Here is a 21,355-nt window from a genome sequence, read left to right as displayed (position 1 = left end):
GCCTCCTCGTTAATCCAGGGGTACCCATGGCCTCTGACTCCGACGACTCGCTTCCTCCTCAAGGGCGCTTCACCCGGCTGCGCAAGCTGGCGGGCCTCTCCATGCAGGTGGGCACCGACGTGCTCAAGAGCAGTGCGAAGCGCCTGGCTGGCGGCACGCCGGAGCTGCTCAGCAAGAGCTCCGCGGAGAAGCTCGTCGCCACCCTGGGGGAGCTCAAGGGCGCGGCCATGAAGCTGGGCCAGGCCATCTCCATGGACCCGGACCTGCTCACCCCGGAGGTGCGGCAGGTGCTGGCGCGGCTGCAGAACCAGGCCCCCGCCATGTCCTACGACATGGTGACGCGCGTGGTGCGCCAGGAGCTGGGGGCTTCTCCCGAGGACGCCTTCCGCGAGTTCAGCAAGGAGCCGCTGGCCGCCGCGTCGCTGGGCCAGGTGCACCGCGCGGTGCTGGAGGACGGCCGCGTCGTCGCCGTGAAGGTCCAGTACCCGGGCATCGCCGAGTCGCTCACCCACGACATGGAGAACCTGGGCCTCGTCGTGAAGACCGTCTCGATGGCGTCGCGGCTGATGGACGGCTCCGCCTACTTCAACGAGTTCCGCGACGAGCTGCTGCTGGAGCTGGACTACCGCCGAGAGGCCTCGCTGGCGGAGGGCTTCGCGCGCGGGGTGGCGGACCTGAAGGACCTGTACGTCCCGAAGGTCATCGCCAGCCACAGCGCCGAGCGCGTGCTGACGCTGGAGCTGCTGGAGGGGCCCACCCTGAAGGACTGGGTGACGACGGTGGACTCCAACGACGAGCGCTTCCGCGTGTCGCGGCAGCTCATCCGCGCGACGTACGGGCCCTTCTTCGGCTCGGGCGAAATCCACGCGGACCCGCACCCGGGCAACTTCATGGTGATGCCGGACGGGCGGCTGGGGCTGTTGGACTTCGGCTCCATCAAGCGCTTCAGCCCGCGCTTCGTGGACGCCAACCGGCGCATGTTCCTGCAGTCCATGCGGCTGGAGCCCATGGATATCCTCCGGCTGAGCCAGGAGGTGGGCTTCACCGTGGAGCTGCCCGGCGAGGAGGCCGCGGAGTTGATCCGCGAGGTGCTGCACATCGCCGGCAGGCCCATGCGGCTGACGCCGTACGACTACATGTCCTGCGAAATCACCCGCGACATGCGCAACCACTTCACCCGCAACGCGGCGCGCTTCCTCAAAATCAAGCCGCCGGCGGAAGCGGTGATGTTCTTCCGCTCCACGGGTGGGCTGGCGCAGAACCTGCGGCTCATCGGCGCGCGGGGTGACTTCCGCGGCGTCTTCCTGGAGATGGCGGAGCTGTTGAGCTGAAGCGGGGCGGGCCCTACGGGGCCGGCGCGGACGCTCCAGTGCGGCCCTTGGCGTGGATGGCGTGGAGCTTCTTGGCCAGCTCCTCGCCCTGGGTGCTCTTGGTGATGTAGCCGTCCGCGCCCGAGGCCATGGCCAGCGCGCGCAGCTTGGACTCGTCGGAGGCGGAGAAGAGCACGAAGCGCGTGCCGGCCGGGGCCTGTCCTCGCGCCAGCGTCAGCACCTTGTCCCCGGTGAGCGCGGGGATGTTGACGTCCAGCAGCACCAGGTCCGGCAGCGTCGTGCGCACCAGGTTGGAGACGCCCAGCGACGAGCGGTGCGTGCGAACATCGAAGCCATACGCGGACAGCGAGCGCTCCGCCAGGTCGAGCTGCTCCTGGTCATCATCCACCACCAGCACGCGGATCTTCTTCTCCGACATGACGCCTCCCCCTTGAGAGCGCGGATTGGGTGCCGCCGCCCACCGGATATCGCCACCAGGCCGGGTGGCCTACGGATTATCACCTAGGCGCGCGTCCCTGTCGCCATCCCCCTTCCTCGGGGGGCCTGACTTTCTCGTGACGGTGGCAGGACGTGACGGGTGGTCCGGGTGGGACTCCACCCGCCCGGGGCCTCCGGACTCGGGGACGGTCAGCCGGAGCGCCAGGAGGCGGGGCGCTCCCGGGCGGGGGCCTTTCGCTGCAGGGAGGGCAGGGTGATGGTGAAGATGGCGCCTCCCTCCGGGCGGTTGGCGGCGGTGAGGGTGCCATGCGCGCGCGTCACCACGTCATGGGCCATGGACAGCCCCAGCCCGGTGCCGTGCTGGCCCTTGGTGGTGAAGAAGGGCTGGAAGATGGAGAGCAGGTGCTCCTCGGGGATGCCGGTGCCCTCGTCCTCCACGGTGATGACGGCGTGGCCCAGCGCCGGGCGTCCGCGCACGCGCAGGGTGCCGCCCTGGGGCATGGCGTCGCGCGCGTTGCGCAGCAGGTTGAGGACGACGCAGCGCAAGTCGGCCGCGGAGCTCTCCACCAGCGGCAGCCGGGGCACGTCCACGTCCAGGAGCAGCGTCAGCCCCTGCCTGGAGGCCCGGGACTCCAGCTCGTCGCGGGCGATCTCCACCGAGTCGCGCACCACGTCCGCCAACTGCACGGGCTCCACCGGCGACTCCGGCCGCTGGCGCGCGAAGTCCCGCAGGCGCGACAGCCGGGTGGTGGCGTCCGCGACGATGCGCAGCAGGGTGTCCACGTGCGCGGGCGGCGCCGCGGCGGGGGCCCGCTGCTGCTTCGCGTCGCTCATCTGGAGCATCTCCAGCCGGAGCTTCATCGCCACCAGCAGACTGCTCAGGTCATGTGCGATGCCGGAGGCCTGCTCGCTCAGCATGCGCAGGTGCTCCCGCTCGGCCAGCGCGCGGCGCTCGCGCTCCAGCGTCTCCTCCACGCGAACCTGCTCGGTCACATCCTGGGCGAGCACCAGCACCACCGGCACGTCGGGGCTGACGCGGCAGACGCACACCTCCATCTGCTGGTGACCTCCCGCGTAGCTGTAGCGCGTGGTGCGGGCCGCGTCCTCCGAAGCCCCCTCGAGCGCACGGGCCTCCGCGGCGACGACGCTGCGCAACGTGAGCAGTGAGGGCCCTTCCTCCTGCCCGCTGTCCGTCAGCCGACGCCACGGGCCCCGCGCCAACGTCAGGGATTGCCAGCGCAGGTTGACCCACTGCACCACGTCACCCCGCAGCACCGCGAGCGCGCCCGCGATGCCTTCCAGGGCCCAGGAATGTCTGGCGGGGGCCAGCGGCTCGTGCTCGAAGTCAGGGCCGTGTGTCTTTCTTACCTTTTCGAGGATGGCCTTGAGCTCATTCCCAGGTGAAGACGCGGGTGACATGCCTTGAGCTGTAACCCAGGCCGATGGCGGCGACAAGAGAGGGGGACCCACCAGCGCGGACGTCTTGCCCGCACGGGTATGTCTTGTGTGGACTGTGTGTCCAATCCCCGGTGCCCGGAGTCTGGATGTCTGGAATATGGGTGAAGAAACACCCCCAGCTCCGTCCTGTGAATGGAGGTCCCCCGGAACGATGGCACTGCTCACCCTGAACGTTCCCTGCACACTCTTTGAACATCCTCTGATGAACAAGGCAGCTGGAGTGGCGCTCGCCGTGCTGAATCCCAAGAGCGCTGGTGGCATCTGGAGTGGTGATGACAACAGACATTTCCAATGAGCGAATCCGAGTGGCCCTCTTGGAAGACCAGCAGGTCTTCAGGGAGAGTCTGGTGTTGGTGCTGGAGAGCGCTGGAATGGACGTGGTGGCGCGCTGCGCACAGACACCGCCTTTCCTGGCGAGAGTGCGGGAGCAGATGCCGCACGTGGCCGTGCTGGACTTGCGGTTGGAACCCCCGGACCAGGACGGAACGGCCACGGGGATGACGGCGCTGCAGTGTCTGCACGACTTCTATCCGTCGGTGAAGGCGCTGGTGTTGTCGAGCCACCATGAGCCCGAGGTGGTGGAGCAGTGCCTCCAGGCGGGTGCCGCGGGCTACCTGTGGAAACACAACGTGGGCTGCGCGGAGGTCGTCGAAGCGGTGACGCGCGTGGCGCGCGGAGAGCGGCTGATGCCCACGGGGCTGTCCTGGGTGCCTTCCGTCCCGGGCTTCGTGCAGCAGGAGGAGGTCCCGATGGGCGGCGTGGAGCTGGGGCTCCTGACGCCGCGCGAGCGGGAGGTGCTGGGCTATGTGGCCGCGGGCGCGGACAACCTGAAAATCGCCGCGTGCCTGAGCATCACCGAGCGCACGGTGAAGGCGCACATCACCAGCATCTACAAGAAGCTGGGCTCGGAGAACCGCACGCAACTGGCGGTGCTCGGGTGCCAGCTGGGTGTTCACCGGCCAGCAGGAGTCTGAGTCCCCGGGGCCGGCACTTGCAGGCAATGGGCGCGCGAGCGCGGGCATGTCAGGGTGCGTGGACCCTGGCGCTCCTCCCCTCCCCCCAGCGCACGGGTCGTCGTGAGGAAGGTCCCCATCGGGCCAGGGCAGAGGAAGACGCAGTGCCTGCCCTGGCCCGTGCTGTCTTCAGCGCTTCACGGCCGTCACCAGCTCGAAGGGCCCGCCGCGCAGCACCTCCAGCTCGTGGAAGCCCGCGTCCTGGAGCATCTGGAGGTACAGCTCCACCTCGCGCAGCCGGCTGACGCACGAGTCCACGCCGATGAGGAAGTACGTCCAGAAGAACTGCGCGGCCAGGCGCTCGGGCGTGCGGAACTCCTCGCAGATGACCACGCGGCCACCGGACGGGAGCGCCGCCCACGCGGCCTTCAGCAGCGACTGCGCCGTCTGCGCGGACCAGTCGTGCAGCACGCGGACGAACGTCAGCACGTCGTAGCCCTGGGGCAGGGGCTCGGTGAGGAAGTCGCCGCCCACGAAGCCCAACTGGGACGGCGTCAGGCCGAAGCGCTCGCGCGTGCGCTCCACCAGCGCGCCCGTCGCCGGCAGGTTGTAGACGTCCGTGCGCAGGGTGGGGTGCTCACGCGTGAGCAGCGCCGCGAGGCTGCCGTCGCCGCCTCCCACGTCCAGCACGCGCGCGTCGCCCTTCCACAGCCGCGCTGAGTGCAGGCGCAGCGACTCCAGGATGGGCGGCAGGCCCACGGCCATGCTCGTCTCGAAGCCCTCCAACTGCTCCTGGGTGCGCAGCGGCCAGTCGAAGTCGTCCGGGGAGATGGAGTGCTGTCCGCGCACGACGTCGCCCAGCCGCCCGTGCAGCGCGCGCCAGGGGAACTTCTCGCGGTCCTTCTCCCGGCCCGCCACGGCGATGGCCGCCTCGCGCAGCCCCGGCACCGCGTGGTAGCGCGCGGACGCGAGCGCGTCCGTGTCCTGCGCGCGGCTCACCAGGCCCAGGCTCTCCAGGCAGTCCAGCAACTTGTAGAGCCGTCCTGGCACCAGGCCGTGCTTCGCCGACAGCTCCGCCAGCGACACGGGAGTGGGGCCTTCCAGCGACTCGAGCAGCCCCAGTTGGAGCGACGCCTCCACCACGTCCACCGCCCTGGCGCCGTTGTAGAGCAGGTGCAACAGCGCGCGAGGTGACTCGGCCAGCGGGCGCGGCCCCGACGTCACGATTCGCCCCGGGGAGGGAAGCCTCCCGGGTGCACCGGGCACCCGGCCGCCGCCATCGGCGCGGTGGCGTAGGCGCCCATCGCTCCCTCCATGCAGCCCTCGCGGCGGGCGCCTGGCGCATGGCCGCCCTCGCGCCGCCACCCCGCCGTCAGCTCCACGCGCACGTCCCAGAGCTGGCGGAACAGGGGAAGCGTCATCCGCCCCGCCAGCACCTGCGTGGGCAGCCCGTCCAGCGCCTTCACGGAGCGGTCCACGCCGATGGTGCGCCGCACCAGCTGGAAGTGCGCGTGCAACCAGCCCTGGAAGGCCTCGTCCACGTCCACGAACTGCTCGCACAACCGCTTCAGGTCGTCAGGACCGCCTCGGTACACGTCCAACAACGTCCGCGCTCGGCGCGCGAGGAGTCGCTCCAGGGCCTGCTCCAGTCCCTCCGCCGCCTTGCGCAGCATGTTGTAGCCAGGGGACTCCTGCCCGCTGCCATTGCCCAGGCTGCGACGGATGACCTGATAGGTGTCCGGCGTCATCGTCTCCAGCACCGCCAGCTCCGACTTCAGGCCCAGGACGATGCGCGACACCCGCTCCAGCCGCGCGGACGCCGCCCACAGCGCGTCGCGGTCCAACTCCGCCACGACTTCCACCGCCTCGCGCGAGGCCAGCTTCAGCCACAGCTCCTGCGCCTGGTGCACCACCTGGAACATCAGCTCGTCATGCGAGACGCGCTGCTCCTCGGTGGCCTGCAACGCCAGGAGCTGCGGCGTCTTGAGGTAGACCTCGTAGTCGAGCTCTCCTCGGCCTACCCATTTCTTCAACATCGGGTTGAAGAGAGGCTCATCCAGTTCCTGCCGCAACTTTTCCGCATAACTGTAACCATGTGGCGTGTGCATGGTGCCCTCCGAAGGGAGAGGTGGGCATTCAGGGTTGGGAGTGCGAAGGAGACGTGCCCGACTTGGGACAGCGGACGTGGCTCGCTACGACGGTGGGTACTTCGGGTGCCGCGCCCCGGGCCGTTGGGTGGCCCGGAGCACGGAAGGACAACGGCTCAGGTGCCCGAGGGCGGGCGCGGCTTGAGGCGGAAGGTGCGCAGCCGGTTGGCCAGCTCCTCGCCCTGGACACTCTTGGAGATGTAGCCGTCCGCGCCGGAGGCCAGCGCGAGCGAGCGCAGCTTCGACTCGTCCGAGGCCGAGTAGAGGATGAACTTCGTCTTCGCGGAGGCGTACTGGCGCGCGAGGTTGACGACCTTGTCGCCCTTGAGGGCGGGGAAGTTGACGTCGATGAGGACGAAGTCCGGCTCGGACGCGCTCACGAGGTTCGACACACCCAGCGCCGAGGTGTGGGTCAGCACCTCGAAGCCGTAGGAGCTCAGCGAGCGCTGGACGAGGTCGAGCAGGTCCGGGTCATCGTCCACCACCAGGACGCGTGCTTTTTCTTCAACCATGGCTTCTCCCTAGATGCTTGCGGATCATCTCGAGCAACAGGTCACGATCAAGGGGCTTGGTGAGGTACGCGGTGCAGCCCGCCGCGTGTGCCTTGTCCTGATATTCCCGCCCCGCATGAGCCGTCACCGCGATGACCGGCACGTTGGCCACGGAGGGTACCGCACGCAAGCGACGTGTTGCCTCCCAACCATCCAACCGCGGCAGGGAGAGGTCCATCAGGATGAGGTCCGGATTGTCGCGCGTCGCGCGCTCCAGTCCGTGCTCTCCGTCCTCCGCCTCGATGACTTCGAACAGTCCACCCAGGTAGCGCCGGACGATGTCCCGATTCTGGGCACTGTCCTCCACATACAGGATGCGCGGCAGCCTGCCGGCGCTGGCGGCGCGCTGGGACAACAGCAGGCCCTTGGCCTGGGCGATGACGTCCTCCAGCGCGTGGCCGCCCTTCTTCACGAAGCCGGCGAAGCCGTCGCGCAGGAGCGACTCCTCCTCGTGGGTGAGCGACTTGCCGGTGAGCACGACGACGGGCACCTGGAGCTTCTCCGCGCGCAGCCGGCGCAGCACCTCGAAGCCGTCCAGGTTGGGCATCATCAAGTCGAGCACGACGAGGGACGGCGGTGAGACGCGGGCCTTGAGCAGCGCGTCCTCGCCGTTTCTCGCCTCGGCGGTGGAGAAGCCGGCGCGGCGCAGGTTGCGGCTGACCAGCTCGCGCGTGGCGGAGTCGTCGTCCACCACCAGCACGTCGCCCGCCGACGCGCCGCCGGACGGCTGGCCCAGGCAGCGCTGCACCACTTCGACCAGGCGCTCGGGCTCCACCGGCTTGACGAGGTACTCGCACGCGCCCAGCGAGAAGCCCCGCGCGCGCTGCTCCTCCACCGAGATGAGGATGACGGGGATGCTGGCCAGCGACTCATCGCCCTTAAGCTGGCTGAGCACGGACCAGCCGTCCAGCTTGGGCAGGTGGATGTCCAGCAGGATGGCCTGCGGCCGGAGCTCCCGGGCGCGCTTGAGGGCGGCGATGCCGTCCTCGGCCACCACCACCTTGAAGCCCGCGGGCTCCAACTGGCCGGTGACGAGCTGCTGGATGAGCGGATCATCATCCACCACCAGCACCGTGCTGCCGGGCTGCGCCAGCGAGCTCACGTGCTGGGCGACCTCCGCCACCGGCACGCCGCGCTCGTGGACCGCCACCTGCGGCGCGTCCTCCGACCGGTCCGCCATGTTGTTGGGCAGGCGCACGGTGAAGGTGGTGCCCCGGCCCAGCGTGGACACGACGCTGACGTTGCCGCCGAGCACGCGCGACAGCTCGCGCACAATCGCCAGCCCCAGGCCCGTGCCTCCCACCTTGCGCGTGGTGGAGCCGTCCACCTGGCGGAACTTCTCGAAGATGAAGGGGAGCTGGTCCGAGGGGATGCCGACGCCGGTGTCCTCCACCGTCATCACCACCTCGTCGCCGGAGGGCACCATGCTCAGCGCCACTTCGCCCGTGTCGGTGAACTTGGCGGCGTTGCTCAGGAGGTTGAGCATGATCTGCCGCAGCTTCAGCGCATCGGTGCGCAGCATGCTCGCCTGGCCGTCGATGTGCGTCGTCAGGGCCACGTCCTTGCCCTTGAGGTACTCCTTCACCGTGGCCATGCACTCGTCGGCCAGCTCCTGCACGTCCACCGGCTCGGTGACGACATCCACCTTGCCCGCTTCAATCTTGGACAGGTCCAGGATGTCGTTGATGAGCGCGAGCAACGTCTTCGCGTTCGTCTTGACGACGTTGAGGTCGCGGCGGCCATGGGCCGTCAGGCGCGAGCCCTCCTCGCGCATCAAGAGGTCGCAGTAGCCGATGATGCCGTTGAGCGGCGTGCGGATTTCATGGCTGAAGTTGGCCAGGAACTCGCTCTTGAGGCGGACGGCGGCCTCGGCCTCGCGGGCGCGCTCCTCCTCGTTGCGCTTGGCCAGCGCCAGCTCCTGGGCCAGCCGGTCCAGGTCCTCGTTCTGCTGGCGGATGATCTCCATCTGCAGCGCGCGCTGCTGGTAGGACGCCAGCGAGCGGGCGGAGACGGCGCGCGTGCGCTTGATCTCCTCCAGGCTGGCGGCGAGCTGCTTGTTGGCCGCCTCCAGCTCGGCCTTGGACGCGCGCAGCATCTCCTCGTTCTGCTTGCGCTCGGTGATGTCCTCGGTGACGCCCAGCACGTAGCGGGCCTCGCCGCCGCCATCCAGGAGCGGCAGCTTGCGCGTGGCGAAGATGCGGTCCACGCCGCCCGCGCGCGCCACCTCCTCGAAGGAGCGCATCTTCTTGGAGGAGAGGATGTCGGAGTCGATGGCGACGAACGAGTCCGCCTGCTCCCGCGGGAAGTAGTCGTGGTCCAGCTTGCCGAGCAGCCACTCCTTGGTGACGCCGAACGCGTCAGCGAAGGTCTTGTTGGCCACGACCAGCCGGCGCGTCGCCGCGTCCTTCACGAAGAGGACGAAGGGCAGAGCGTCGATGATGTTGCCCAGAATCCAGTTGGTGCGGTGCAGCTCCTCCGCGGTGGCGTCGTGGCGGAGCCTGTCTCCGGCCAGGGGCAGCTCGCGGCGCAGCACGGGCGCCATCCGGTTGAAGCGGTCCTCGGTGACGTAGTCGCGAGCGCCCGCCCGGGTGCTGGCCTCCAGCGTGTCGTCGCTCCAGTCGCGCGACAGCACGACGAAGGGCAGCTCGCGCGAGTGCTTGCGCCACAGCGCCTGCGCCTCCGTGAAGCCCAGGCCCGGCACTTCCGAGCCACACACGACGAGCGACCAGGGACGCGCCAGCGCGGCCGTCAGGGCCTCCACGCTGGTGGCCCGCTCCGCCTGGGCGACGACGCCCGCCTGGGCGAGCGCCTCTTCCACGCGCTGGCACTCGCGCTCGCTCGCCACGAGCAGGAGGGTGGCGGTGGCCGCCGTCGGCACGGAGGAGGTGAGGGAGGTGGCCATGGCTCAGTTCGCCCCAAACACCAGCGTGGTCAACGTGGTGTTGATGTGGAACCCCGAGTAGATTTCGAAGTGCACGTTCATCCCAGCGGCGGTGGGTGCGGCCTTCAAAGTCTCCGCGAGCTGGGAAACCGTGTTGGTCGCATGCGCGTACCACATGCGCCCGCCGCAGTGGAACAGGAGAGCGGCCTGGGGGTTCTGTACCCGGCGGGGCACCTCTTCGGTGAAGAACTGCCTCGTCATCCCCGCCATGTCACCCAGCCTCATCAGCTCCAGCTCGGTGCCCTCCTCCAGCAGGTTGGCGAAGAGGATGGAGCCGTCCTCCTGGGGCCTCCACGCCGCGCGGATGAAGTACTCGCGGCCCACGCGCAGCGCCGTGGGGCGCACCGCGAAGCCCTGGGGCGTGCCGAACTCCAAGTCACGCACGTCCTCCACGCCCAGGATTTCGGCGTAGCGCTTCGCGGCCGGGCGGCCGTCGATTTCGAGCGCGCGGGTGTGACTCTCGTCCACCTTGGTGATGGTGAGCTTCTCTCCGGTGGGCACGTACCAGTGCGAGCGCAGCGCACCCCACGGCGCGCTGGTGCGGAACAGGGCCACCAGCACCGCGTCGGTGGCGACCTCTCCGTCCACGTGCACCAGCGCGGACTGCCTGGCCGGGTCCCGGCTGTCGTCGCTGGCGCCGCCGCCCACGAGCACCAGCGTCTGGCTGCGCTCCAGGATGCCCAGGAGCAGCTCTTCTTTTTTGTAGCGGAAGCCGTCGTCGATGACGAGGCCGACAAACCGGCGCGGGTCCAGGTCCTGCTGCCGCACGCCCAAATCCTCGCAGGCGCGCTTGATGGCCGCCTGTCCCGCGGAGATGGCGTCCACGGAGAGCCCGGTGCCCAGGCCCAGGCCGACCTCCAGGTCTCCCGAGAGCGCGGACAGCACCACGCTGCCCTCGTGGATGCCGGTGTTGTCCAGCTCGCCCGCCGTCGTGGCGCCTACCAGCCGGGTGCCCGGGGGCAGCCGCTCTCGCACCGCGCGGTTCAGGGCGTGCTGGTCCCTGTTGCGCGAGGCGAACATCGTCACCAGCACCGGCTTGATGGCGCCCAGTTGGCTGAGAAGGTCCTCCGCGGCTGCATCAGGCTCCTTCAACGTGGTGCGAGCCGTCTGCATCTTCACTTGTGCCATGAAGGACCTCCGGGGGGCTGGCGGCGGCTAGAGGCCGGCGCGCGGATGCTGGGTATGACAGGCGCCGGTGCACTGCTGGAAGGACTCTCTGCCTCCCCCGACGTACATGCTCTCGATGGGCCCGAACTTCGCCACGTGGTTGTCCGGGTAGCTCTTGTGGCACGACAGGCACGCGGCCTTGCTGGTGCGCTGGATGCTCTCCTTCGTCAGGTGACAGGAGGAGCACTTCTCCAGCGGCGCATCAAAGCGGTTGGAGCGCGAGTGGATGAAGTGCGTGCGCACGAAGATGGGGCCTTCCAATTCGAAGCCCAGCGGCGCATGGCACCCGTTGCAGGCGGCGCGGTTGTCGTTGGCGTGGAGGACTTCGGACAGCTCTCCGCCCTCGCTGTGGCAACTGTTGCACGGCCCCGTCGTCAGCTTCGCCTCGGTGCGCTTCTTGGAACCCACCTGGATTTCGATGGTGCGCGAGCCCGGCACGTCCTGGCCCAGGTACACGCGGCGGCCCTTCACCGTCACCAGATAGGTGCCCGGCGTGGCGTTGGCGGGAATCGTGTACTGCCAGGTGTCCGTGTTGGGACGGTCCCAGAGGCCCTCTCCGGGGAAGAACGCGCCGCGGAAGACGATGTTGGCGAAGGGCAGAATCGCGAACTGCGAGTACACGCCGTCGCGCGCCTCGGTGGCCACCACCTGCTCATCGACCTCCGGGTCCAGGAACGCGTCGATGTCGATGATGGAGCGGATGGGCTGGATGTTCTGTGCGGGCCCGATGATTTGCGTCATCAGCATCCGCTCCCGGTGCTTGCGGCGGTAGTACGTCGTCGTCGCATCGAAGAAGGCCCGATAGTACTGAATGCCCGCCGCGTTTCCGCCGATGGGGGCGACCTCATTGTAGGCCGGCAGACTGCCCGAGGGGTGCAGCCGTTTTCCTTCCCCGTCCCGCAGGGTGACCTGGAAGGTGATTTCGGACCCGGGCGCGTAGGTGCCGTCGCGGCGCGGCGGGGTGAGGGCCGCCACGTCAATGCCGAAGCCGTACGCGTAGTCCGGGTTCTTCACCTGCTCCACGGGGATGGAGTAGGGGGCGAAGGGACGCAGGCTCCAGCGCAGACGCAGCGCGGTGGTGCCGGAGGCCATGGTGATGGCGCGCTCCTTGGCGTGGTCATACGCGTTGCGGACCTCGACCAGCGCCTCCTCCTCGAAGTCCTTGGCGCCCGTGCAGTCGGTGGGCGTCTTGCAGTCCCTCGTGGTGTGGATGGCGCGCAGGCGGCGGATGAAGAAGTCGTCGCTGCGGTCGCGGCGCTGGTGCTCGGCGCCGATGTTCAGGAGCACGGGCAGGCCGGTGAGGCGGCCGCGCGAGTCCACCGGCTCCACGGTGAAGAAGCTGGGCACGTCCATCCACGCGGCGCCCCGGTAGAAGCGGCGGCGGGTGTACGCGCCGGGGTTGCCCAGCAGCACCGGCTCCTCGTCGACCGCGCGCACGCCCGTCCAGCCCAGCCCGGCGAAGTCGCTGGTGGTGCGCAGCGTCTTCAAGTCCTTGTGGTCGACGAAGGTCATGACCGCGGCGCGGATATCAATCTGGCTGATGAAGAAGGTGCCGCCCGCGCGCACGCGCACGAGCTTGCCCACGCCATTGTCCACCTCGAGCGCCAGGCCCACCGGCTCGGGGGGGCGCGGGCGGCGCGAGTCGTCCAGCCCCGACAGCGCCTGGACCTCCGACTCCAGCGAGTCCACCGCGAAAGCTTCTTCCGACGAGCCCGACTCCGGTCCTCCGCAGGCCACCAGCAACCCCGTCACCGCGGCCACCAGCAACCTCCGGCTGGCCGTGGGGTAACCGAGCGAGCGGGATACACACGCCTCGCGCTGGGACCAGGGTGCTCCAAGTCCACCCATGGGTGAATCTCCTCGTACGTGTGGTTTCGGGCACCACCATTGGCGCCCCGGCCAGCGGATCCTGTAGCCCGTCGTCGGGGGGACGATGTGGGCCGGAACTCTCCCGTTTCCGGGTTTCCCCGGTTCGAGCCTTTTTTAGCCGTACGAAGAATATCTGGAGTGAACAGATGTCTTCAACTTCTAGGAAAATAATCCGCTGTCCTCAAACCCCTGGAGGTGTCAACTGTCGGAATTTTCCCAAGTCACTGGAGCAATTACAGGGGGTTAGACACTGACTTGTAAGGCGAGGCAGGACCTGCCCTGGAGGGTCCTGGGAAGTTCAATAGTGAATTCCGCGCCTTCCCCGATTCGGCTCTGGAGGTGGATGGAGCCTCCGTGGGCCTCGACGAGCTGGTGGGCGATGTAGAGGCCCAGGCCGGTGCCGGGGTGATGAGGGCCGCCGTCGCCGTGGAGGCGCTCGAAGCGGCGGAAGAGGCGCTGCTGGTCGCCCGGGGCGATGCCCAGGCCCGCGTCCTTCACGGTGACGCGCACGTGAGAGGCATCGCCGTGGACGCTCAGGTGGACGGGCTGGCCGTGGCCGAACTTGAGCGCGTTGCTCAGGAGGTTCGTCACCACGCGGTCCAGGCGCAGCCGGTCCCACTTGCCGGTGGTGTCGCCGTCCTCCTCGACGCGCACGGTGAGGGCGCAGCCGGCGGCGGTGGCCTGCTCGGCGTGGCGTTCGGCCACTTCCCGCACCAGCGCGGCCAGGTCCACGTCCTCACGGTCCAACGTCATGTGGCCGGCGGACAGGCGCGACAAGTCGAGCAGGTTGTGCAGCAGCCGGCCCATGCGGCGCGCCTCGCCCTCCACGCCCGCCAGGCCCTCGCGCATGCGGGGCTCGTGCGCGGTGACGTCCAGGAGGCGCAGCCGCCGCAGCCTCAGTTGGAGCGAGCTCAAGGGGTTGCCCAAATCGTGCGCGGCGACACCGATGAGCTCCAGCGCTCCTTGCGCCTCGGCGAGCAGGCGCGCGTTGTCCAGGGCGAGGGCGGCGCGCGCGGCCAGCTCCTCCATGAAGGCCCGGTCCACCTGTCCGTATCGCCGCGCGCCGGTGGACAGCAGGCACAGCGCGCCCAGCACGCGCGAGCCCACCGCCAGCGGAACCGTGAGCGCGGACGTCACGCCCAGCACGCGCAGGAGCTCGCCATGCGCGGTGCCCTCCAGCGCCAGGGGCAGCCGCTCTGGATTCAACTCCGGCAGGAGCTCCACGCGGCCCGTGCACACCACGTGGCTGGGGCCCACCTCGTCGCCGTGCGGGCTGCGCAAGAGCGGCTCCCACAGGCGGCTCGCGGCTTGAGCGTCCGCGCAGGCGACGGCCTGGGGACGCACCTGGCCGTCCTCGGAAGGCAGGAAGAGGATGCACGCGTCGGCGACCTCCGGCACGCACAGGCGCGTGAGGGCCTCGCCGACTTCGCGGGCTCCAGAGAGCGGCTGGAGGACGCGGCCGGCCTCGGCGAAGAGGGCCTGGGCGCGCTCCATGCGGCGGCGCTCGGTGATGTCGCGCGTCACCTCGGCGAAGCCGCGCAGCCTGCCGCGCGAGTCCCACAGCGCGGTGAGCAGCGTCTCCGCCCAGAAGCGCGTGCCGTCGCGGCGCACGCGCCAGCCCTCGGACAACAGGCGCCCCTCGCGCGCGGCGCGCTCCAGGTGGGCCCGGGGCACGCCCGCGGCGACGGCGTCCTCGGGGTGCAGGCACTCCAGCGCGCTGCCGGTGACGTCCGTCGCGGCCCAGCCGGTGAGGCGCTCCGCGCCGGCGTTCCACGCGGTGACGCGGCCGTGCCGGTCCAGGAAGCATAGCGCGTAGTCCGTCACGGCCTCCATCAAGAGGCGCAGGCGCTGCTCGCTGTGCTCGTGCCGGGCGTGCAGCGGGGCCAGCGCGTGGTGCAGCACGAAGCCCAGCGCGCCCACGCCGGCCAGGCCCACGCAGCCGGCGAGCAGCGTCTGTTGCAGCGCGACGCGCGCGGCCTCGGTGTGGTTGAGCAGTCCGTGCGCCGCGGACAGGAGTGTCGCGAGGAGCAGCAGACCGGCGAGCATGCAGGCGGACACACCCGCCCCGACTCGCTGAGCGAACGTCCAACGTCGCATCATGTGGCACTCCCCCCCGTCCCTAGCGGGAACCCGCATCAGGAAGGCGACCGCCAGCATCCCTGATACGAGGGGACGGGAACATTGCCCGGTTGGACAAAGTCGGAGTCACCCCAGGGGGCTTCGTGACTCTCCCAGGGTGGAAGTTGGACCACGCCGCGCCGGGTTTCGCGGGCCCGGGGGAGCCGGGAGCGGCAAGTGGGGGTGTTGCGTGACGGGCGGGGTGCCCCATCAACCATGGCCATCGCCGGGGCTGGGAGTTATGAGGCGGACCCCCTCTTTGCTCGGGTCGTCCCGCACCGCCTATGTCCCTCGTCGAAGGCCTGAAGGTCCGCTACCTCCCGCAGCCCGAATGGGGTGTGGGACACCTGTTGTCGCTCCACGAGGAAGGCGCCAAGGCGCTCGTCGTCTTCCCCGCGCGGGAGGACGCCCCGATTCTGGTGTCCACCAAGGGCGGTGCCCTGGTGTCGTATCCGCTGCCACCGGGTGAGCCGGTGGTGACGTACAAGGGGCGGCTGGCCCTGGTGGTGGCCGAGGAGCCGGGCGCGCGCGGCCTGCGCCGCTACGTGCTGCGCTACGCGGACACGGGCGAGGAGGACGAGCTGCCGGAGTCGGAGGTGCGTGCGCTGCCCCCTCGCTCCGACCTCTTGTCCACGCTGCGCGAGGGCCGGGTGGGTGAGGCCCGCGCCTTCACGCTGCGCAAGCAGGCGCTGGTCCTGGATGACGAGCGCCGCTGTGACGCGCTGGGCGCGCTGCTGGCCAGCCGCATCATGGTGAAGCCGCACCAGGTGGGTGTGGTGCAGCGCGTGCTGTCCGCGCGCCGTCCGCGCTTCGTGCTCGCCGACGAGGTGGGCCTGGGCAAGACGATTGAAGCGGGCATGGTGTTCAGCGCGCTGCGCCTGTCGGGGCTCGTGCGTCGGTGTCTGGTGGTGGCGCCCAGCCACCTCACCGTGCAGTGGCTGGTGGAGCTGTTCCACAAGTTCAACCAGCTCTTCACGCTGATGGACTCGGACCGCTACGCGCAGTCGCTCAAGGAGGCGCCGGACGTCTCCCCCTGGGCGCGCTTCCCCCTGGTGGTGACGAGCCTGGAGCTGCTCTCCCGCAGCGAGGAGCACCGCCAGGAGCTCGGCGCCGAGGACGCGTTCTGGGATTTGGTCATCATCGACGAGGCGCACCACCTCAAGGGTGAGCGGGCCTTCGAGGCGGCCGACGTCCTGGCGAAGAACTCCTGGGGTCTGCTGCTGCTCACCGCCACGCCCATGCAGTTGGACCCGGCGGAGTACCACGGGCTGCTCACGCTGATTGACGCGGCCACCGCGCCCAGCGTGGCGGGCTTCGAGGAGCGCCTGTCGCGCCAGGAGGAGCTGTCCGCCGCGGTGCGCGCGCTGATGGAGGGCGGCAAGGGCAAGCCCGACGCGGCGGTGAAGGCGCTGGCGAAGCGCTTCCCCGAGGATGCGCGGCTCAAGACGCTCAAGGAGCCGGAGGCCCTGCTCCAGCACCTGGCGGAGACATACAGCTTGAGCGACAGGCTGGTGCGTAACCGGCGTGCGGTGGTGGGTGGTTTCTCGAAGCGCAAGCTGCACCGCCATCCGGTGACGTTGCCCGCGGAGGAGCTCAAGATTCGCGACGCGGCGCTGGCGACGCTGGCGGCGGGGACGCTGCGGGGCGCGCCGCTGGGCAACGTGCTGCGGCGGTTGGAGTCGAGTCCGGCGGCCTTCGCGGGCGCGGTGCGCTCCAACCCGGTGCTGAAGGCGCAGGCAGAGGAGTTGAAGCTGCCCTCGCGCGACGCGAAGTTCGGCGCCTTCCTGGGCGTGCTGCGCAACGTGTGGAAGGCGGAGCCGGCGGCGAAGGTGCTCGTCTTCACGGAGAGCCGGGACACGCTGGAGATGCTCCAGGCGGAGCTGGGGCGCGAGGGCGTGGAGGCGCTGGGCTACCACGGTGACTTGCCGCTGGTGGAGCGCGACAGGCAGGTGGCGCGCTTCCGGGGGCCCGAGGGTCCGAAGGTACTGCTGTGCACGGAGGTGGGCGGCGAGGGCCGCAACTTCCAGTTCGCGCACCACCTGGTCCACTACGACTTGCCCTGGAGCCCGTCCACGGTGGAGCAGCGCATCGGCCGGTTGGACCGCATCGGCCAGACGCACCCGGTGGAGATCCACGTCTTCGACCCGGTGGGCACGCTGGCGTCGGACGTGCTGACGCTGCTGGCGGACGCCGTGGGCGTCTTCGGCGAGACGGTGGGCGGCCTGGACGCGGTGCTGGAGGAGGTGGAGGACCGGCTCGCGGAGCTGGCGCTGCTGCCGCGCGAGGCCCGTGTTTCCTATGCCGCCGAGCTGAAGGCGAAGGTCGAGGCGGCGCGCGAGCAGGTGAAGCGCGCGTATGACCCGCTTTTGGACGTGCGCAGCTTCGACCGGCCCGCGGTGGAGCGCCTGGTGAAGCGCGCGCAGGAGCGGATGGGCCTGGAGCCCGACGAGGACGAGGATGGCGAGGCGCCCGGCGTGGAGGACGGCCTGTGGAGCGTCGCGCGCGACCTGGACGAGCGGCTGGAGGAGACGGTCGCCGAGCTGGCGCGCCGGGTGGGCATCGGCGTGGACATCGACGAGCAGGTGGAGGCCTTCCAGGTGGCCTTCCAGTTCGGCCACGCGCTGAAGGTGGACGGGCTGCCGGGGCTGGACGTGATGGAGGACCACACGCGCCTGGGCACCTTCTGGCGCGACACGGCGGTGGAGGCGGAGGAGCTGGAGTACTTCGCCACCGGGCACCCGCTGGTGGAGGCCCTCTTCGGCTTCCTGCGCGACGGACCCTATGGCCGCAGCGCCTTCCGCTTCATCGAGAAGCGCGGGCCGCTGAAGGCGCGAGGGCTGGAGCTGCTCTACCACGTGCAGCTCCCGGAGCCGGAGGACACCTCCCTGGGCGCGCGCGTGCCCAGCCGCCAATTGGCGCGCTTCCTGGAACGCACGCTGCTGCACGTGGCCGTGGTGGAGGGCGGTGCGGGTGGCCCCAAGGCGGACGACTCCCTGCTCCCCGCGCTGGAGGCCGACGGCAAGTCGCTCAAGGGCGACGAGGTGGGGCGCGCCTTCCCGGGCTTCGACGCCTTCGTGGACGCGGGGGTGCCGGTGGGCCAGCGCGCCGCGGAGGTCGCGCTGAAGAAGCTCACCACCTCCGCCCGCGAGGCCATTGAAGCCGAGCGGGACGCCGCCCTGGAGCGCCTGCGCCTGTCCCTGGACCACCAGGGCCTGTCCGACGAGGCCCTCGCGGACCAGCTGGGCGCCGAACACGCACACTACGTGCGCTTGCTCCAGGCCCTGGACGGGGCCAAGGTGACGCTCGACTCCGCCTGCGGGTTCGTCATCAACCGCTGAGAGCGCTTCTCGGCGGAAGAGAGGTCGTGACGCGGGGTGTCATCCATTTTGGGACAGGCAGTCCCACTGTGTCGCATACGGTGGGACTGGGTACTGACTTTGGCTACGGTCCACTTGACCGATTCCTCAATCAACAAGATTCAGGGAATTGATTGATGTATGGTTCCCCCCGCCACGTTACCCACATCCAAGCAGTCCGGACAGGCGGCGGTGGAAGCGGCTTTGACGCTCCCGCTGGTGGTGTTCCTGGTGTTGGGGACGCTGCAGCTCTTCATGATGCTGCAGGCGCGAATCCTCGCGCAGGTGGCCGTGTACCGGGCGGTGCGGGCGGGCAGCCTCAACCACGCTGACTGCCTGCCGATGATGCACGCGGCGATGGTGACGATGCTGCCGTCCGTCGTCCGCACGGACACTCCCCAGCGGTTGGCGGACGCGTTCCGGATGCGGCGGGACAACGAGTACCGGGTGATGAGCTCCTACGGGAACCTCTTCAACGGGCCCATGGTGGAGATTGTCCGCGACTCGCCGGACGTGGCGTGGGTGAACGCGCTGGCGGGGGACGAGGATTTGCTCTTCGACCAGCCCACGGACAACGACGCGGCGCTCGACAACCGCACGTTGGAGATCCGCATGGTGGCCTGGTACTACATGCGCATCCCCTTCGCGAACTGGGTGATGAGCCGGATGTTCCTGGCCCACTTCGGGTTGCGAAACTACACGGCCACCAATCCGCTGATGCCGGCGCAGAAGCGCTCGGACTGGTGGAACGACGAGGCGCCGCCGCTCGGGCCGAATGACTGGCCGGGGGGCGCGCTGGACGAGCGCATGGTGACGTGGAGCAACCGGGGCCACTTCGTCTTTCCCATCCAGGTCCACGCGGCGATGCGGATGATGACGCCGGTGATGGCCGACAACTTCTCGCGAGGCGCCGAATGTCCCGTCACCGGCTTCTGAAGTCCTCGCGAGGCCAGGCCCTCGTCCTCTTCGCGCTGACGCTGCTGCTGCTCGCGTTGATGGTGTTGATGACGCTGGGCTTCGGCATGCGCGCCAAGGAGCGCGTCGAAATCCAGATGGCCGCGGACGCGGCGGCGTACAGCCAGGCGGTGGCGACGGCGCGGACGTTCAACGCGATTTCGGTGATGAACCGCGCGCAGGTGGCCCACATGGTGGCCATGGCCGGCACGCAGGCGCTCATCAGCCGCAGCAGCCAGGTGTACGCGGCGCATCTCGTCTGCACGCCGGCCTTCACGCCGGTGTTGTGGGAGGTGATGGACAAGGCCGCCGCCACGCAGGTGCAGGTGCTCCAGGGCAGCGCGGGCAACCTCTACCGGGCGGGGCTGAACATCTACAGCCACCTGCTGCGCGAGCACATCGCCGACCAGCGGCTGGCGCTGCGCATCGCCCGGGGGGCCAACCCGGAGCTGGAGGCCACGCCGGACGGCGCGGGCAAGAGCTTCAAGGAACTCAACGGCGACGACGAGGTGCCCAACCACGGGGACCTGATGAACGCGGTGCGACGGGGCGGTGGCGGCTGTAGCGCCGGCGCGGTGTGCGCGGTGGGTGGCACCACGTCCGCGCACCTCAACGCCACCATGGGCAGCATGGGGTGGACGTGGGTGCACAACCGGGCCACGGGCAGCGCGGGGTTCGGCACGGGCGGGGCCGCCCGGTCCGCGGGCTTCCGGCGCTACGGCGCGGCCGCGGAGATGGATGCCTCGACGTACACCACGGTGTCGGGCCGCAACTCCTCCGCGCACGACCATGCGACGGCCATCATGCCCACGCGGTGCGCGAGCAACCCGCCTCCCCTCCCGGTGCCGGTGACGGATGCGTGGGTGATGTCCGACGAGCGGCAGACGCCCGAGGACCAGCACGTGTACGGCCTGCGCCTTCCGCCGGGACAGGCGCCGGAGGCGGGCGAGCCGCTGTTCGAGCGGCACACGCTGGGGATGTGCGTGTCGTGCCCGGGCATCTGGCCGTTCGCGATGAGCTACAACGTGGACCTGCTGCAGCAGGGGCCGAACAACCACTATGGCCAGCCGAAGCTGTACTCGGTGCTGCACCGCGACTACGGCAGCGATGCGCGGCGGAGGAGCCCGGACCCGTGGAACCTCTTCTTCCGCTTCCCCTTCTCCGCGGAGAACACCACGGAGTTCGACCTCGCGATTCCGCTGGGGCGCTCGCGTCCCACGGGGCGTGAGAGCGTGCAGCGCAACCAGGTCGCGCTGTCGGCGGGCATCGTCTACTACCACCGGCCTCGCGCGGCGGGGCAGGGCGGAGGCTGGCGTGAGCCGCCCAACTTCCTGAACCCCTTCTGGCGCGCCACGCTGGTGAGTCCGGAGGGCTCCACGGATGACCGGCCCGCGGCGAGCCTGGAGGCAGCGGGCTTCTCCGAGCACGGCCGGGCGCTGCGGGAGCTGGAGCAGGCGGGCTATCGCGGTGGCAGTCGGCGGGGAGGGGGGTACTGACATGCGCTCGCGAGCGGCACGAGGACAGTCCCTCGTCGAAACGTCGTTGGGGTTGATGGTGTTCATCACCATCCTCATGTTCGGCATCTACTTCGCGGAGGTGGGGGCGCTGACGTTGAAGGTGCAGGAGGCCGCGAACTTCGCGATGTGGAACGCGACGGGTCGTGTGATGCATGACCCGGAGCAGCAGGAGTGGCAGCGGGCCTCGGCCGTGACGGGAGCGCTGGCGGAGGCGAATGGCCGCTACGTGGATTACGACGGCCGCAGCCGGATGGATGGCTCGGGTGGGGTGCCGCTCCAGTTGGCGATTGCGCGCGCGCAGCCCATCCAGGTGGACTGCGAGGCGGAGCTGCCCGCCGGGGTGCCCACGCTGAGGCCGGCGGATGCGCAGGGGCCGTTGGCGTCCATGCGGGTGCTGACGGAGGGCATGCGGTGCACGGCCTCCACGCAGCTGCGCGCCGAGCGCATCGGTCGCTTCATGGAGCCGAGCTTCTTCCAGGCGTCACAGCGGCGCGCGGCGGCGACCTTCCGGGTGTGCGCGGCGGGGCGTGCGTCGGGGGGGCAGTGCCAGGGCTG

At 69.8% G+C, this 21,355-nt stretch carries 15 protein-coding genes and 1 pseudogene; 7 read left to right on the top strand and 9 right to left on the bottom strand.

The features are described from left to right. The first annotated feature begins 26 nt into the window (after positions 1-26). Complete coding sequence (locus tag HUW62_RS06855; RefSeq protein WP_163863297.1) at positions 27-1,331, top strand: AarF/ABC1/UbiB kinase family protein; 1,305 nt, start codon at positions 27-29, stop codon at positions 1,329-1,331. Positions 1,332-1,344: 13 nt separating this feature from the next. Here HUW62_RS06855 and HUW62_RS06850 read toward each other — a convergent pair whose 3' ends face one another. Together HUW62_RS06850 and HUW62_RS06845 are read right to left on the bottom strand one after the other, a co-directional pair. Then, complete coding sequence (locus HUW62_RS06850) at positions 1,345-1,749, bottom strand: response regulator (RefSeq protein ID WP_176433926.1); 405 nt, start codon at positions 1,747-1,749, stop codon at positions 1,345-1,347. Between the two features lie 209 nt (positions 1,750-1,958). Beyond that, a complete protein-coding gene (locus HUW62_RS06845) occupies positions 1,959-3,188 on the bottom strand; it encodes a sensor histidine kinase (RefSeq protein WP_176433925.1) in 1,230 nt (409 codons plus the stop codon). Positions 3,189-3,378: 190 nt separating this feature from the next. Between HUW62_RS06845 and HUW62_RS06840 the strand changes: the two genes are divergently transcribed. Together HUW62_RS06840 and HUW62_RS06835 are read left to right on the top strand one after the other, a co-directional pair. After that, positions 3,379-3,522 carry a hypothetical protein gene (locus HUW62_RS06840; protein ID WP_163863292.1) on the top strand — a complete coding sequence of 48 codons (144 nt, stop codon included), beginning with the start codon at positions 3,379-3,381 and terminating at the stop codon, positions 3,520-3,522. A gap of 10 nt (positions 3,523-3,532) precedes the next feature. Further along, a complete protein-coding gene (locus HUW62_RS06835) occupies positions 3,533-4,201 on the top strand; it encodes a response regulator transcription factor (protein ID WP_240356156.1) in 669 nt (222 codons plus the stop codon). Positions 4,202-4,369: 168 nt separating this feature from the next. On the opposite strand, the gene HUW62_RS06830 is transcribed toward HUW62_RS06835, so the two are convergent. The 7 genes from HUW62_RS06830 to HUW62_RS06800 form a co-directional block, all read right to left on the bottom strand. After that, positions 4,370-5,404, bottom strand: coding sequence for a methyltransferase (locus tag HUW62_RS06830; RefSeq protein ID WP_240356155.1), 1,035 nt, complete (start codon positions 5,402-5,404; stop codon positions 4,370-4,372). Beyond that, on the bottom strand, positions 5,401-6,288 hold the full coding sequence (locus HUW62_RS06825) for a tryptophan 2,3-dioxygenase family protein (RefSeq protein ID WP_163863290.1): 888 nt from the start codon (positions 6,286-6,288) through the stop codon (positions 5,401-5,403). Before HUW62_RS06825 ends, HUW62_RS06830 begins: the two co-directional genes overlap by 4 nt. A gap of 155 nt (positions 6,289-6,443) precedes the next feature. Then, positions 6,444-6,839 (bottom strand): response regulator, encoded by a 396-nt coding sequence (locus HUW62_RS06820; RefSeq protein WP_163863288.1) that lies wholly within the window; start codon positions 6,837-6,839, stop codon positions 6,444-6,446. Next, entirely contained in the window at positions 6,832-9,780 is a 2,949-nt protein-coding gene (locus tag HUW62_RS06815) for a response regulator (protein WP_163863286.1), read from the bottom strand. Before HUW62_RS06815 ends, HUW62_RS06820 begins: the two co-directional genes overlap by 8 nt. Positions 9,781-9,783: 3 nt before the next feature. Further along, positions 9,784-10,947, bottom strand: a complete 1,164-nt coding sequence (locus HUW62_RS06810; protein WP_163863283.1) for an FIST signal transduction protein — start codon at positions 10,945-10,947, stop codon at positions 9,784-9,786. A gap of 27 nt (positions 10,948-10,974) precedes the next feature. Continuing rightward, positions 10,975-12,834, bottom strand: coding sequence for a cytochrome C (locus HUW62_RS06805; protein WP_163863281.1), 1,860 nt, complete (start codon positions 12,832-12,834; stop codon positions 10,975-10,977). 264 nt (positions 12,835-13,098) lie between these two features. After that, positions 13,099-14,955 (bottom strand): ATP-binding protein, encoded by a 1,857-nt coding sequence (locus HUW62_RS06800; RefSeq protein ID WP_163863279.1) that lies wholly within the window; start codon positions 14,953-14,955, stop codon positions 13,099-13,101. A gap of 302 nt (positions 14,956-15,257) precedes the next feature. On the opposite strand from HUW62_RS06800, the gene HUW62_RS06795 reads away from it, so the two are divergent. The 4 genes and pseudogenes from HUW62_RS06795 to HUW62_RS06780 all read left to right on the top strand — a co-directional run. After that, positions 15,258-18,311: a helicase-related protein gene (locus tag HUW62_RS06795; RefSeq protein ID WP_176433924.1), complete on the top strand. Its 3,054-nt coding sequence runs from the start codon at positions 15,258-15,260 to the stop codon at positions 18,309-18,311. Positions 18,312-18,470: 159 nt separating this feature from the next. Beyond that, positions 18,471-19,265: a TadE family protein gene (locus tag HUW62_RS06790; RefSeq protein WP_163863275.1), complete on the top strand. Its 795-nt coding sequence runs from the start codon at positions 18,471-18,473 to the stop codon at positions 19,263-19,265. Continuing rightward, the gene (locus HUW62_RS06785; protein WP_163863273.1) at positions 19,244-20,779 is read left to right on the top strand and encodes a pilus assembly protein; all 1,536 of its coding nucleotides are present in this window, start codon (positions 19,244-19,246) and stop codon (positions 20,777-20,779) included. Before HUW62_RS06790 ends, HUW62_RS06785 begins: the two co-directional genes overlap by 22 nt. A 1-nt stretch (position 20,780) precedes the next feature. Continuing rightward, positions 20,781-21,355: pseudogene (locus HUW62_RS06780) on the top strand (hypothetical protein); the annotation flags it as partial.

Source organism: Myxococcus sp. AM011 (assembly GCF_013372595.1).
Lineage (GTDB): Bacteria > Myxococcota > Myxococcia > Myxococcales > Myxococcaceae > Myxococcus > Myxococcus eversor.
This window is presented reverse-complemented; position numbering and strand designations above follow the sequence as displayed.